This window comes from Gardnerella sp. C0026F2, from assembly GCF_056590715.1.
The window spans coordinates 439632-453681 of sequence record NZ_JBWPWR010000002.1 but is presented as its reverse complement, the minus strand read 5'-3'; the positions used below and the strand labels follow the sequence as shown (position 1 = coordinate 453681).

16 protein-coding genes are annotated in these 14050 nt (G+C 37.9%); 9 read left to right on the top strand and 7 right to left on the bottom strand.

From position 1 onward, the window contains the following. The first annotated feature begins 40 nt into the window (after window positions 1-40). A complete protein-coding gene (locus AC1EK3_RS04495) occupies window positions 41-886 on the top strand; it encodes an ABC transporter ATP-binding protein (protein ID WP_391496188.1) in 846 nt (281 codons plus the stop codon). Window positions 887-930: 44 nt separating this feature from the next. Next, window positions 931-1530 carry an FMN-binding protein gene (locus AC1EK3_RS04490; protein WP_480033114.1) on the top strand — a complete coding sequence of 200 codons (600 nt, stop codon included), beginning with the start codon at window positions 931-933 and terminating at the stop codon, window positions 1528-1530. Between the two features lie 12 nt (window positions 1531-1542). On the opposite strand, the gene AC1EK3_RS04485 is transcribed toward AC1EK3_RS04490, so the two are convergent. Then, window positions 1543-1779, bottom strand: coding sequence for a hypothetical protein (locus tag AC1EK3_RS04485; RefSeq protein WP_480033115.1), 237 nt, complete (start codon window positions 1777-1779; stop codon window positions 1543-1545). A gap of 236 nt (window positions 1780-2015) precedes the next feature. On the opposite strand from AC1EK3_RS04485, the gene AC1EK3_RS04480 reads away from it, so the two are divergent. Beyond that, window positions 2016-2360, top strand: a complete 345-nt coding sequence (locus AC1EK3_RS04480) for a hypothetical protein (RefSeq protein WP_480033116.1) — start codon at window positions 2016-2018, stop codon at window positions 2358-2360. 26 nt (window positions 2361-2386) lie between these two features. Here the strand turns inward: AC1EK3_RS04480 and AC1EK3_RS04475 are convergent, their stop codons facing one another. Next, entirely contained in the window at window positions 2387-2890 is a 504-nt protein-coding gene (locus tag AC1EK3_RS04475; RefSeq protein WP_480033117.1) for a hypothetical protein, read from the bottom strand. 193 nt (window positions 2891-3083) lie between these two features. On the opposite strand from AC1EK3_RS04475, the gene AC1EK3_RS04470 reads away from it, so the two are divergent. Further along, entirely contained in the window at window positions 3084-3824 is a 741-nt protein-coding gene (locus AC1EK3_RS04470; RefSeq protein ID WP_480033118.1) for a LuxR C-terminal-related transcriptional regulator, read from the top strand. Continuing rightward, on the top strand, window positions 3818-5035 hold the full coding sequence (locus tag AC1EK3_RS04465; RefSeq protein ID WP_480033119.1) for a histidine kinase: 1218 nt from the start codon (window positions 3818-3820) through the stop codon (window positions 5033-5035). The genes AC1EK3_RS04470 and AC1EK3_RS04465 overlap by 7 nt, the downstream gene beginning before the upstream one ends. A gap of 77 nt (window positions 5036-5112) precedes the next feature. On the opposite strand, the gene AC1EK3_RS04460 is transcribed toward AC1EK3_RS04465, so the two are convergent. Both AC1EK3_RS04460 and AC1EK3_RS04455 read right to left on the bottom strand, forming a co-directional pair. Then, window positions 5113-5286: a hypothetical protein gene (locus AC1EK3_RS04460; protein WP_480033120.1), complete on the bottom strand. Its 174-nt coding sequence runs from the start codon at window positions 5284-5286 to the stop codon at window positions 5113-5115. Next, entirely contained in the window at window positions 5283-5576 is a 294-nt protein-coding gene (locus AC1EK3_RS04455; RefSeq protein WP_004110367.1) for a DUF2089 family protein, read from the bottom strand. The genes AC1EK3_RS04460 and AC1EK3_RS04455 overlap by 4 nt, the downstream gene beginning before the upstream one ends. A 288-nt stretch (window positions 5577-5864) precedes the next feature. On the opposite strand from AC1EK3_RS04455, the gene AC1EK3_RS04450 reads away from it, so the two are divergent. Then, window positions 5865-7229, top strand: coding sequence for an RNA-binding domain-containing protein (locus AC1EK3_RS04450; protein ID WP_480033121.1), 1365 nt, complete (start codon window positions 5865-5867; stop codon window positions 7227-7229). 186 nt (window positions 7230-7415) lie between these two features. Here the strand turns inward: AC1EK3_RS04450 and AC1EK3_RS04445 are convergent, their stop codons facing one another. Beyond that, window positions 7416-8867: an ATP-binding protein gene (locus AC1EK3_RS04445; protein ID WP_480033122.1), complete on the bottom strand. Its 1452-nt coding sequence runs from the start codon at window positions 8865-8867 to the stop codon at window positions 7416-7418. A gap of 406 nt (window positions 8868-9273) precedes the next feature. Here AC1EK3_RS04445 and AC1EK3_RS04440 point away from each other — a divergent pair, with 406 nt between their 5' ends. The 3 genes from AC1EK3_RS04440 to AC1EK3_RS04430 are packed head-to-tail and all read left to right on the top strand — an operon-like array spanning window position 9274 to window position 11630. Next, complete coding sequence (locus tag AC1EK3_RS04440; protein ID WP_480033123.1) at window positions 9274-9735, top strand: hypothetical protein; 462 nt, start codon at window positions 9274-9276, stop codon at window positions 9733-9735. 34 nt (window positions 9736-9769) lie between these two features. Next, window positions 9770-10423 (top strand): response regulator transcription factor, encoded by a 654-nt coding sequence (locus AC1EK3_RS04435; protein WP_410312083.1) that lies wholly within the window; start codon window positions 9770-9772, stop codon window positions 10421-10423. Window positions 10424-10457: 34 nt separating this feature from the next. Beyond that, on the top strand, window positions 10458-11630 hold the full coding sequence (locus AC1EK3_RS04430) for a sensor histidine kinase (protein WP_480033124.1): 1173 nt from the start codon (window positions 10458-10460) through the stop codon (window positions 11628-11630). A gap of 356 nt (window positions 11631-11986) precedes the next feature. Here the strand turns inward: AC1EK3_RS04430 and AC1EK3_RS04425 are convergent, their stop codons facing one another. After that, complete coding sequence (locus AC1EK3_RS04425; RefSeq protein WP_480033125.1) at window positions 11987-12565, bottom strand: hypothetical protein; 579 nt, start codon at window positions 12563-12565, stop codon at window positions 11987-11989. A gap of 351 nt (window positions 12566-12916) precedes the next feature. Beyond that, a complete protein-coding gene (gene nrdF / locus AC1EK3_RS04420; protein ID WP_480033126.1) occupies window positions 12917-14026 on the bottom strand; it encodes a class 1b ribonucleoside-diphosphate reductase subunit beta in 1110 nt (369 codons plus the stop codon). Between the last annotated feature and the right edge of the window lie 24 nt (window positions 14027-14050).

The window sequence follows — 14050 nt, the reverse complement described above, 5'->3', positions numbered from 1 at the left end:
TTTAGAGTGATTAGTTAAGGATTTGAGTTAAGGATTTAATATGACAGAGAATAAAGAAACTAAGCCGGAGAACACAAAAGCTACGTCAAAAATGCTTTTGACTTTGGATCATATTTCCAAGATTTACGGCTCTCTTCGCGCGGTTGACGATTTGTCGCTTACTGTGCCAGAAGGTGAGTGGCTTTCAATCGTTGGCTCGAGTGGTTCTGGCAAAACCACGCTTATGAACATTATTGGCTGCATGGATTCGCCATCCAAGGGTTCCGTATCTTTGCAAGGACGCAAACTTGAGGATTTGAATGCCGGTCAGCTTGCTGACGTTCGTAAAAACGTAATCGGTTTAGTTTTTCAAAAGTTTTATCTTGTGCCGCATTTAACGGCAGTTGAAAACGTGATGGTTGCGCAATACTATCATTCGGTTGTTGACGAAGCTCAAGCAATGGATGCTTTGGATCGCGTAGGTTTGAAGGATCGCGCTCACCATTTGCCAAGCCAGCTTTCTGGTGGTGAGCAGCAGCGTGTTTGCGTTGCGCGTGCGCTTATAAACTGCCCTAAGTTGCTTCTTGCGGATGAGCCGACTGGTAATTTGGATGAAAAAAATGAGCAGATTGTACTCGATTTGTTTAAGCAGCTGCACAATCAAGGAACGACGATTATTGTTGTAACGCACGATTCTTTGGTTGCTCAGTGTGCGGATCGAGAAATTATGCTTAATCACGGTGTGCTAGTTGGTGAGCGCTGGAATAATGAGGATGCGCGCAAAGCGTATGAGGCGATTGGCGGCAAGCCTGCGTTTACAAGTGCTCACGTTGATGAAAGTGTTGTGGAAGCTTTGCAAGACCATGAGCCTACTAAGTCTCCTAAATTAGCGAATTTAGATGATTAGTTGCGCGGGTTTTAAAATATACAAGATTTAAAGGCGATGATTTTATGGTTTCAGATAATATGTTTCACGATGTTTCACGCGATGATTTGAAATCCAAAAAAGTTGCAAAAACCGTTGCTGCGCTTGCAATTATAGCTGCATCGTCTGCTATGTTGTCTGCTTGCGGTGATCCGAGTGCTGTGCCGATGAACGATGAGTTTGCAGGAAACTCTGGTCAAAGCGCGGATGATGGTGGTAATCCTTCTGGAAAGTACGATGCTGGTGCTCAGCAATCTAAGTCTTCTGCGCAAAGTGAAGATTCTGGGGATTCTAAAAACCAGCCTAAAACTGATACTGGCAATTACAAAGATGGTGACTATAAAGTCAAAGCCACGTATGGTCCTGTTGCAGAAGACAGTTTTGATGTGCGCTTAAGCGTTGCAAATGGAAATGTTAGCGATGTGCAAATGACGCCTCATCCATTTACGCCGATTTCAAGAGGTCATATGGATGCATTCTCAAAGGCTATACCCGGCAAAATCGTTGGAAAGCCGTTGAAGGATTTGCATATTTCGGTTGTTGCTGGAGCAAGTTGGACTAGCGACGCCTTCAACAAAGCGCTTGACGTTGCTCGCCAAGAGGCCTCAATTCAATCCGCAAAATAATCTTGAATCACCTTACTCCTTGACTTCAAGAATAGTGCCTTCGTCGCGAATCATTGCTGCTGCCATGGCTCCGACTGCTGCCATAAATGGAATAATAGCATCTCTGTATTCGCTCATGAACTGTGCAAAATCATGATCATAAGAAATAATCGCAACGTACAAAAGAAGGAATTCGACTGCTGTAAATATTGCCCACTTAAGAATCCAAATAAGCGTTTTTTTAATAAGTTTTATAGAATCCTTGCTCATGAGTTGTTTCCCTTCCAATTTGCTGTTTTGTTTGTGAGCATTGTAGCTAATTCGCGTACATTGCTTCTCGTTCGTATGTATTTTGTATTTCTAGTATAAATATTGCAATTCTTTGCAACAATATGATGTACTCAAAACTCAGTACTCAAGATTGCGCGGAAAATCTTTGTAATTAGACTTAAAGCAACGCACAAATGTGTTGCGCAAATACGTTACAAATACAAGGAGATACAAACATGAACAGCGCAAATATGGGTAGTGTAAGCAGTGATTTTGGTATAAACTCTTGGCTGCCAGAAGATAACGTAAACAAAATAGGAAACGCTAGTGAAAATAGCATTAATCAAATTCAAAATCAGGAAGATAAACTTGCGGAAAATAGTAGCGAAGAGCTTTCACAAGATGAAATTGATGAATTAGCTAAGCAATTAGAAGAATTCTTTACAAAATATATTGTGCTAGAAAATGGCTCTTTTGTTGTAAAAGAGGATGCTATTATTGCAGACGGTTATGGTGATCACATAGAATATTTTCGCAATGCTGCAAAAGGATTAAATCTTTCAATGGAAGATCAGCAATAAGCTTAAATCCTTAAAGTCTTAAATCTTTAAAAATCGCTTTCGTCAATAGGGTGGCCTTGTGGGCGCTTTATTACTCGCCACAGAATCACCAATGTTAAAACGCCGTTTGCAATTCCGTAGTAATAAATCCAAGGAACGTGAATAAGCCCACAAATAAAGCATGAAATAATATTTATTAAATTATTTGAGTAATTGTTGAGTATTTGCTTATTTTGTGATTCGACTTTTTTGCGCTCTCGCTCAAGAGTAATTATGTAATCTTTGTTGTTCTCTGTATTCTCAACGTCACTACTTATGCTGTTAGCGCCCGCGCCGCTAAGCTTAGATATATTATTTTCTATATACGCATTTTTTTCTTTAATAACGCTTTTGAGCAAGAAAAAATATGCACAAGAATACATTGCAACAGAAAGAAGTCCTAGAACAAGCCACAAAGCGAACAAGTCAAAGCTACGCATAAAAGCAGCTGCTGAGGCAAACGCCATCGCAGCTACTTCTGCGGAGTGCAATACTACTAGTCGTTTTGTCATATAATCCTGCTGCAATCATTATTGAAAATGAATTTTCAACGCAACCAAAAGTCACATATTGTTACTTATTATAATCACATTTGATTTACATGCATTACTTGTAATCATTTATTACTACACGATTTGCTCTACTTTGCGCATGCTTATAAAGTAGAATATAAGAAAAGTAGCATAAGATTGCAAGAAAGCCATTATGCAAAAAACGTATGCAATAGTAGATAACGACCCATTAGTTTTAGCGGTTATGCGAAACGTGCTCAGCAAGCTTTTGCCAAGCGAGTACGCGTGCAAATGGTGCGTAAAATCAGGCGTGCAAGCTTTGAAATATTGCCAAGTAGCAAAAAGTACTCCAGATTATATTCTGATAGATATGTCAATGAAAGACATGTCTGGAGTAGACGTAATACGCGCAATTCGCGAGAAAAACAACAGCATTATTTTAATTGGCATGACTTCTTACGATTGTAGATCCTACGCTTCGATGGTTTCGCAAGTTGGCGGGCAAGCAATGGTTGCTAAAGACAATTTCAAAGGGCTAGCAGAAGCTTTGCAATATTGCGATAATCAGCACGTGTATGGCTGCCGTTGCGTTAAAGACGTTGCTTACGATTTTGCTACTCCGCAAGAATCTTTTATTAGGCTTTCTAAATCAAGGTCGCGCAGCGTTTTGCCGCCTCAAGAACTAAAAATTATGGAGCTGCTCTCTAAAGGTTACACAACGAATCAGATTGCGGCTCAACTTGGTCTTATGCCAAACACTATTAACACGCATATTCATAGGATTTACAAAAAATTGCATGTTTCTAACCGAGTGCAAGCAATATCCGCGTTTGCTGCAATGAAAAATCGTGAGCAAGATGGCAATCTGTCGTATGCTTATAATTCGCCGCAGAATCATCCGAATTTTTTGCAAGAAACGGATAACGCATGTTAATGAACACATTTTCGCGCGTTATTGAGTTGGTTAAAAGCTGGAAAATCCAGCGAACTTTATTCATAATATTGGCGATTCTTGTAGTATCAATGGACGTGCAATCTTGCAATACGGCTGGTCTGTGGCACAATCCATTACAATCTGCGTGCCAATACGTTTGGATGTTCACAATATTTCTTTTGATTGCTTTTCCGCGTCAAATATCACTCGTAACTCCGATTTTGTATTGTTTAACGCTAGCAATGCCAGGCGTAAATGCAACTTGCTTTCTTTTTTCATTGATTGCTAGCATGTTTGTTGCAGGCTTTTACGATTCGTGGAAGTATTTGCTTTGTGCATACATAGTTTCGCTGAATATTATGTATTTTGCAAAAATGGAGTACATTCCGCTTACTTTCCCTTGTTTTATTCTTATTTCCATGATTTGCGGTTACGCTTTGCGCAAATATTTGAACATGTTGGAGGAAAATAGTCGCGCAAAAATGGATATTGTGCGCAGCGAATTCCAGTCTTATATTGCGTCTGTTGCATTGCAATTGCACGACGATGTGAACAATGAGATTACGGATATTACATTGCTTGCGACTGATGCTTTATATGCCGAGAAAAGTGATCATACAAAAGAGTCGCTAGAGCAGATTGTTGAGCATTCGCGTAATGCACTTTCCAAAGCGAGACTTGTTATCAGCCTGCTTGAGCAAGCTGAACAAAAGTATGATGATTCTTTAGGTTCAAATATTGCTAGCACGCAGTTTATTTATGGTTCTAATGGTAATAATTGCATGACTTTGGCTGATTTTCTATGCAATATTCGCGCACGATTGCAATCTGAGCGTAAAATTTGCGAGCAGCTTGGGTATTATGGCTCTATAACAGTAAATGATGAAAGTTCGGAAAGTAACGATTTTGCTGTATCTGCAATCGTTAATGGCGAAAAAGCTCAATGTGCTATTCGCATGTGCAGCGAGCTGCTTACTAATATTCGTAAGCATTGCAGTACTAGCGTTGATTTTTCTATGAACGTTACTGTTGATGAGCGTGAATGCAAAATAATGTGCATGAATTCGTTGTCGAATAAGTTTGGTGGAAGACTTGTTTTTGGCAAAGGACTACTATTCCACAAAAAATCTGTGGAACGTTTAGGTGGATCTTTAAACGCGCAAAAAGATGATGACACTTGGCTGGTCAATGTTGTTATTCCGCTAAACTAACATCACTCAAATCGCAAGTTATCGTGGCAAAATCACAAATCTAGCAAAAACTGCCACGATAACTCGGTTTTTGTGTTTTATAAGTCCTGTAACGCAATTCTTTTATCTTCTGCAGACTGCTTAGATGACTTATCGTCCTTCTTAAGAGAATGCGCATATCGAATAAGACTTCTTGCAATAAAGAACACTAAAGCGCATATGGCAAGTGCAATAAGAATGTCGATTATCAGACCAAATAATGCATAGCTCATGATTCATCCTTTCTTTTTCTATATTCGTTTATGAGTGTTCGAGCTGTGTCAACATCGTATTTATCGTCAATAGCAAGACTCTTTACTAAAAGAACGAACGGGTCTTCTGGTTCATTGTCACTTATGCGCAGTTTTTCAATAAGCCTGTTAAGCCTGATTCTCATCGTTGGGTAAGAGACTTGATACATTTGCGACATTTCTTTTAACGATCCAGACGATAATACAAAGTTCTTTATAAACGACATATCTTCGTCTGTGAGATTAGCCATCCATTTTGGAATATGATCCATATCACCCCTTTCTTCAGACTATAAACTTTAATTAAATTAAACTTTTATTAAAAATATTAAAGTTGTTGTATGAGTTTGTCAAGAATGAACATGAGAGATATGATGCAAAGCGACATTTTTATGTCGCCAAAATTGTCGTCTTGTCGCCAATGTAAATAATAGAGTTACATAATAAATGGCGAGAAATCAACGTTTATGATAATCTCATAACAATAAGGCGACATTTTTATGTCGCCAAAATTGTCACTTTGTCGCCAAAATAATAAAATAATATCAAGGGAGATAACTATGACGGGTAAATATATAGAATCAGAAACCTTGGAACTAAAAGAAAAATATACTGATACTCTTGTAAAAGAGATAGTGTCTTTTCTTAATAGCAATGGTGGAACAATTTTCATTGGTATTAGGGATGATGGAACTGTTGTCGGCGTAACACAAATTGACGAAACGCTTAGAAAAATATCAGATATTATTACTAATCAAATAGAACCAAATCCACAAGATGAAATTACTGCACAGCTAAAATTTGAGCAAGATAAAACAATAATTGCAATAGACGTGAATAAAGGACATAGATATATTTATTGTCAGAAAAAATATGGATTTTCATCTATGGGATGCACAATTCGAATTGGAACTACATGCAAAGGAATGACTTCTGAGCAAATTGGCATAAGATATGAGAAAAAATTCATAGATACTGAGTACATGCTTAAGAAAAGATCAAGTATTGCAGATTTATCATTTCGTGAACTGAAAATATATTATTCTGAAAAGAATTATCACTTAGATGATAAATCATTTGAAGCGAACCTAAACTTAAGAAATGATTTAGGCGAGTATAATTTATTAGCTGAATTATTATCTGACAGAAACAATATTCCTTTTATTTTTGTTAAATTTAAAGGAGAAAATAAGGCATGCATATCTGAAACAAGCGACTATGGTTACGGATGTATTCTTACAACATATGAGAAAATAAGAACTAGATTGCAGTCTGAAAATATTACATTATCTGACACAACTACTAGACCAAGAAAAGATGTATATTTATTTGATTTTGATTGTGTTAATGAAGCAATTTTAAATGCAATAGTTCATAATGATTGGACAATCACTGAACCGCAAATTTCAATATTTTCAAATCGACTTGAAATATTATCGCATGGTGGTTTGCCAAACGGAATGACAGAAAAAGAGTTTTTTGAAGGCATAAGTAAACCAAGAAATGCTACTTTAATGAGAATCTTCTTGAATATGAGACTAACTGAGCATACTGGGCATGGTATTCCTACTATTGTTGATAAATATGGGAAAGAATGTTTTGATATAAGCAGCAATTACATTCGATGCACAATACCTTTCAATGAAAAAGTTCTTTCTGAAATAAAAATTGACAATCTTAATAACAGTGGCATCTCGGGAAAAATTAGTGACATTAATGGTAATTATGGTTTTTCTATCAATGAAACAGAAAAACGTGTTGTAAAAATATTGATTAATAACTCGCAAGCAACAACTAGTATGATTGCTGAACAAATTGGGGTGACAAGAAGAACTATTCAAAGAGCGATTGCATCGTTGTGCAGTAAAGGAATTGTTGAAAAAGTTAAGTCTAATAATCTAACGCAATTAATTGTAAAAAGATAATCTAAACTTTAGAAGGATTGATATATTCGATTAGTAACTGTAAATTTAATTCTACTTTCTAAAAATAATAAAGATATATTTGCGTAGCATATGAGAACATATAGTTATCGTGGCAGTTTTTGCGATTTTTGCCACGATAACTTGTGATTATGGCTGCGCGATATGGTCGTAACTATTGTCGCGCAATCAGTTAAAAAACATTGTTTGTGCGTCGACGAAGTTGATGTTTGTCTTAGCATGACGAGGATTGTAAGAAGTTGGATGCTTTGTAAACAGCATAAATATTTTCTTATAATTACGATTTTTTGCATTCTCAACTAAAGTTGCGCGCTGCAACAACTTGCTTACTGCTTCAGCTTCGTTGAGATTATTACGCCACTTACATTCTGCAATAAGAAGCTGCTTGTTAATATCGTCTTCTGCAACAATATCAATATCAGTTTGTTCATGAGCAATGGGGTCAGAACCCCACCATTTACCTAACTTAGTTGGCAAAAATTCCATTCCGCCAACTTTGCATTGGTGTACAATCCATTGTTCGCACATTTTCTCAAACTGTTGACCTACAAAAGTACTAAACGCTTCATGCTTGCCACTAAGAACACTACTTGCGGCAGCGTGTGAAAGCCCCCGTTCAATTAATCCTTTATTAGGTGCTACAAACCTATACCAATACGCAAAAAATGGGTCACAAATCTGCCATAATCCTTTTTTACAATGAAGTGGATTCATGCCAAATGGAATATTTCTTTCAATTAATCCAAGACTTTCTAGTGTTTTCAAATACACGTTCACTGATGTAGCTGGCAATCCAATGCGATCCGATATTAAAGTCGGAGTATTGCAGCCCGTTGCAAGAGCATTTAGTACGCTATTGTATGTTGAAGGATCGCGCAATTCTTGGCGCATAAGCATGTCTGGTTCAGCGTACAAAATTCCCGAAATATTAAAGCATAATTGCTCAAGATTTTCCGCAAACGAAGAGTTATTGTTCAACTGTTCAATATAGTATGGTGTTCCTCCAAGGGATGCAAAATAGTTGATTTTATCTTCCCAAGTAGCATTATTTGGCATAAGTTCAGCTGCTTCAAAAAGATTGAATGGTTGCAGGCGAATCTGCGCGGTACGTCTTCCGTAAAGCGGACTCTTTTTACCAAGCACCTCACTTTCCATGAATCCTTCGTTACTGCCGCACAAAATAAGAGTCATGTTCGCATTCTTAAATTTATGATCTATTGCGACTTGGAATGTTGACGCTAAGGATTTATCTGCTTGAGCTGCGTACGGAAATTCGTCGAAAACTAGAATAAGTGGAGATTTAGGAGCATTCTGATCTGCATTGTTAGATTGTTGTGCAATAAAATCAAGAGCGTCGTTCCAATTATTAAACGATCCTGTAGTTGATGGAAGATTGAAGAAGTCGTATACAGTGTGCGAGAAATCACGCAAATTCTCGATATTAGTTTGCTCGCGAGCAGTAAAAAGTATTGCGCGCTTATTTTTACAAAATTGTGAAATAAGCGAAGTTTTTCCTATTCGTCTTCGACCATAAACTATTGCCATCTGGAACGAGTGTTTGCTGTTTTCATACAGTTTTTCAAGTACTTGTAACTCGTCTTGTCTGCCAACAAAAACCATATTCCACCTGCCGTTACGCTAATAATTGCAATATTTTTCAGCGCATCTTATTGCTGCCGAATATACGCTCTATTTAAAATATAATCGCGATTATTATAATCGTAATTATAATAATCTAAATTATATTATTTTGCAATATACTCAACGCAATCATGCGTTATTGTGTAAAAAATCGCAAATCTTACAAAATCTGCCACGATAACTCCATAAGTATGTCTTTATTTAAGAATGGTTCCAAAATGGAAATGTTCTTAAATGTTGATTGTTGAGAACATGCAAACTGCTAATAGTAAAAGTTTTCTAAAAGCACTATCGTTAAAAATAAGTACGCCTATTTGTGTAGATAAAATCTGCACGTTAGTATGTTGATAATTTACAACACAAGAATCACGAGGAGGTGCTTATTATGACTAATCCTTTGCGCGGTATACGAGAAGAGGATATTGTTAAGTACTTTAAAGCGCATAATCTTTCAGTTGGTAAGACATATGTATTTACCATGAAATACGACCCTTGGTGGAAAGATTTAATCAAACTATTTTTGTTACCTAAATTATTCTATGTAGCGCAAAGTGTTGATGCGCGTATTGTTGCTGCCACTAATGATGAGCTTATTGTTGTTAATCCGAATGCCATTTTAGGCTCTGGTAATCTAGCTAAATTAGACGATAAGCATCTTCGTTGTATTGCGTGGAATCAACTCACTAATTTTGAAGTTATAAATAAGCCAACAAATCAAATAATTCGTTTTACTGCGAATGGCAAAACCGAAGAATGGAGTGTGCCAACGGAAAGTGCTAGCGTATGGCACTTTAATGTGTACAATCTTGATAATTTGAGAAAAACAATACAATCGCACATCTCTTGATAATCGGATTCCAAAACAAGATACCATATATTGTATGAACACTACTTACGCAATTGTTGATAATGACACGCTTGTATTGCGATATATGCAACTTCTTCTGAAAAGTCGTTTGCCTGAAAACTTTGTTTGTGCATGGATGTGTTCTTCTGCAAAACAAGCTATTCATCGTTGCGTTACAGAAAATACTCCTGACGTACTTTTAGTAGATATGTCAATGAGAGAAATGAGTGGTGTTGATGTAATTAAAGCAATTCGCGAGCGCAATAGCAATATTGTTTTAATTGGCATTACTTCCTACATGTTAGATGAATACGTGTTGCAAGTTGCTAAGTCGGGTGGCCAAGCGTTAATACATAAAGACAATTTATCAGACGTAGTTGCAGCTATCCAATCGCGCGCAACAAGCTACGGGTGTCCAGAATTGCCACAATATATTGACTATTTTCACACTCCGCAAGAATCATTCAATATGATTTCTCAACTTCCGAAGACTTCAGTTTTGTCTCCTCAAGAATCGGAAATTATGCGCTTGTGCAAACAGGGATCTTCTACGAAAGAGATTGCAGATCAGCTTAATGTGAAAGTTTCAACAGTCAACACGCACTTACGGCGTATTTATGGAAAACTTCAAGTTAAAAGTCGTATGCAAGCGCTTGCTGCGCTCGCAAAATACTCGCATGACATATAACGTGTAAGAAATTAACGTGTAAAAGTAGGTAGTTATGAAATTATTAACGCGTATGATTAATTTTTTGCCGCATGATGCCTGGCAGAAAATTGGAATTGGTGCAATCATAAGTTGTACTTTGATTCTTGAAATTTGTTCCTATAATAATCTTCATTACTACTCTAATTGGCATGCAATTACGGTTGAAATAGTATGGATTGTAATCTGCTTATGTATTGCAATCTGGCCTCGTAAAGCATCTTTCATTGTGCTTATTTGGATGCCGTTGGTAATTATTGCGCCCAATATCAACTACTCATCTATGATGCTTACCATATTGATTTGTTTGGCAATTGCTGTAATTACTCAACCTTGGTACACAGTGCTTTCTTCTTGCGGAGTATCTTCATGGTTCTTTATTATCTGCGATTTTCAAAACGCTTATGTGCTGGCGTGGTGGCTTCTTATCACTCTTATTTCTAGCGCAATCGTAAAATACTATATTTCTACTATTCACCAGCAGCAGGAACAGTTATTTGCACAGCGTTACAACGTTTTTCAAAAATATGCCACTATTGCAGCAATTCGCATGCACGATGAAGTAACTAATGAGCTTTCCAGCATTATGATGATGGCTCAACAATCTATTGAACCTCAAACAACTCATGACCAAGAGCATGAAAATTCGCGAGAGATTCTTCAACGTGCTACTACAACTGTTCATAGAGCACGTAATATTATTTCTCTTCTTGACAATGCTACAACTGCAAGCACTGGCAATGTTATGCAATCGACTACATGTTATAAAGATTTTTGCACAGGCTTACGTGTTTTATTTGACTGTGAACAAAAGTCATTTGAAAAGCTTGGCTATATTGGTTCCATTGATTTGAGTAGTGATTTAACTGCTGAAGATTCTCGGTCAATCCATTTGCCTTTTGAAGAATGTGCTCAAATTGAATATATTTGCAGAGAACTGCTTGCGAACGTAAAAAAGCATGCTGCAAAGCCTAAAGAATACGCTATGAATGTAATGCTTAATGACCATGAATGTCATATTATGTGTATAAATAGTGCACAACGCGGTATTCTTGCTAACTTGCAATTAGGATATGGACTGCGTTTTCATAAGATGCTTGCGGAACGAGTTGGCGGAACTTTTAAGGTTATTGAAGATGACGGTTCGTGGATTATTAATGTACATGTTCCGCTTCATGTAGAGAAATAGTCATTGCGCAAGAATAAATTATTGTGCTTTCTTGCGCTTTAATCGAGTGTTTGGACGTATTTCGACCGAGTATTTGGACGCGCCTTTGCGTAGCAGATGCAAGTAAGCGGATAATCTGTGGTGCAGAATGCTGTTTCGTTGCTATGTTATAAGAGTTATCATGGCAAAAATTGCAAAATTAGCAAAACTGCCACGATAACTCGTATAGCATAGCAACTGTGCAATTAAAGTTACGCGATACAGTCGCGTAATCAGTTAAAAAATATTGCCTGTTCATCAATATCGTTGATGAACAGGCAATATTTTCAAAACAACAAATTTGGCAAATAATCTAAATTATGTTGCTAAACTGTTTACTATTTTGCTACGTCAAAAACTACTATACGTTGACCGCCATAAGTTTTGGCATCAAGACAAGTTTGGACAAAGTAAGCAGATTTAGGGAATTGCTTAATATACTCTTTGAATAGTTTTGACAATTTATCAGAGCTGCCGTTACCTTCAAAGTTTTTATAATCCGTAACTTTATAATCTTTGCCGTTTAATTTGACTGGTGTGCCCTTTTGAAGTTTCCTTAATAAAGCTCCTGAAGTGGTTAAACGGTCTGCGACCATGTAATGACCGGTATTAACTTGGAACCATTTGTCATTAGTCGTCCAGTGATAAAAAGAATCTTTCACCTGAGACAAACTTTTAGGGTAAGCTTCCCAAATAACAGATTTGGTTTCGCCTAGAGCTTCAAAAGTTCCTTTTTCGCCTTCTACGAAAGCCTCAGGAACTTTCTTTTCTGAATGTTTTTTAGCTGCTTTCTGATGGGATACTTTCGTCGTCGGTGCTGGATTGTTTGCTTTGGTGTTACCGCAGGCTGCTAGTCCTACTAACGAGCTGAATAGCATTACAGCACAAAGTAATTTTTTATAAGTCATTTTCCCCATACCTGTCCTTCTTTCTTCGTACAGACGTGACTAATAGCTGCTAGGCATACTTATCAATTTGGATTCCAAACTTGAACGTCAGCTCAGTTCAGCCCAAAAGCTTTTGGCTTAAACATTAGGATGAGTGATAGCCACTGCTGATTTTTGCATAAAGGGATTAACAAAACCAGTTCCTTTCCCATAGTGTACCATAAGGGTGGAGGTAGCTCGTATCATTCTCTAATTTTTCAGTTTTTGTGTATGCGATATTTTGGTTTAATAATTTACTTAGATAAATTAAATTGGTTAACTAATTAAATCTAATTAGTTAACCAATCAAACTGCTAAATAGTCAAACAGTAGGCTATGCGATTAGAAATCCCAATCATCGTCGTCAGTTTCAACAGACTTGCCCATAATGTAGCTGGAACCAGAGCCGGAGAAGAAGTCGTGATTTTCGTCGGCAGCAGGAGAGAGAGCCGCAAGAATTTCTGGGCTTACGTGAGTTTCTTCTTCGCTGTACTTAGCAGGATAGCCAAGATTCATCAAAGCTTTGTTAGCGTTGTAGCGCACGAAGTCAAAAACGTCATCGTGGAAGTCAAATCCTTCGTAAATCTGACCAGAATACTCAACTTCCAAATCGTACAAAGTATCAAGCAAGTTCATAGTGAACTTTTCAAGATTCTTCTTATCGTTCTCGCTTCTAAGCTCCAAACCGCGCTGGAACTTGTAGCCGGAATAATAGCCATGAATTGCTTTATCGCGCAAAATCAAACGGATCATATCGGCAGTGTTCATCATCTTGCCGCGAGAAGCAAAGTAAAGTGGCAAATAGAAGCCCGCGTAAAGAAGCAGCGAAGAAAGCATAGTTGCAGCAATCTTGCGCTTAAGTGGATCTTCGCTCTCGTACTCGCAAAGCACAGTGGTGACGCGCTGCTGCAAAACGTCGTTGCCAACAGCCCAGCGGTAAGCCTCATCAATCTCCTCGCTAGAGCAAAGAGTGGAGAAAATAGAGGAGTAGGAGCGAGCGTGAATCGACTGCATAAAAGCAATATTCGTGTAAATAGCCTGCTCGTGTTCAGTGCGAGCGTGCTCAATTTGGCAAAGCTCGCCAATAGTTGCCTGGCTAGTATCAAGCAAAGTCAAACCTGTAAAAACGCGAGTAGTGGTCTTGCGTTCAAGGTCGGTGAGGGAACGCCAAGAAGGAATATCATTGCTCAGCGGCACTTTTTCAGGAAGCCAGAAGTTAGCAATAAGGCGATTCCAAACGTCTAAATCCTTGTCGTCAACAATATTATTCCAATTAACTGGGCGCACGCGCGAACCGTGATGATAGCGGTACTGAGATGGTGTGATAGAAGCTGCCATCATAGCGTCGTCTGCGATTACGCGATTTGTGCCGAAAGGCTTATCGAGGCTACTGCGCAGTTCTGTCGGGTCAAGCGCTGTTGGATCGAGCTCGGTTTGGTTGAGTTCTGTCATAATTACTCCTGATCTTGTGTTTAC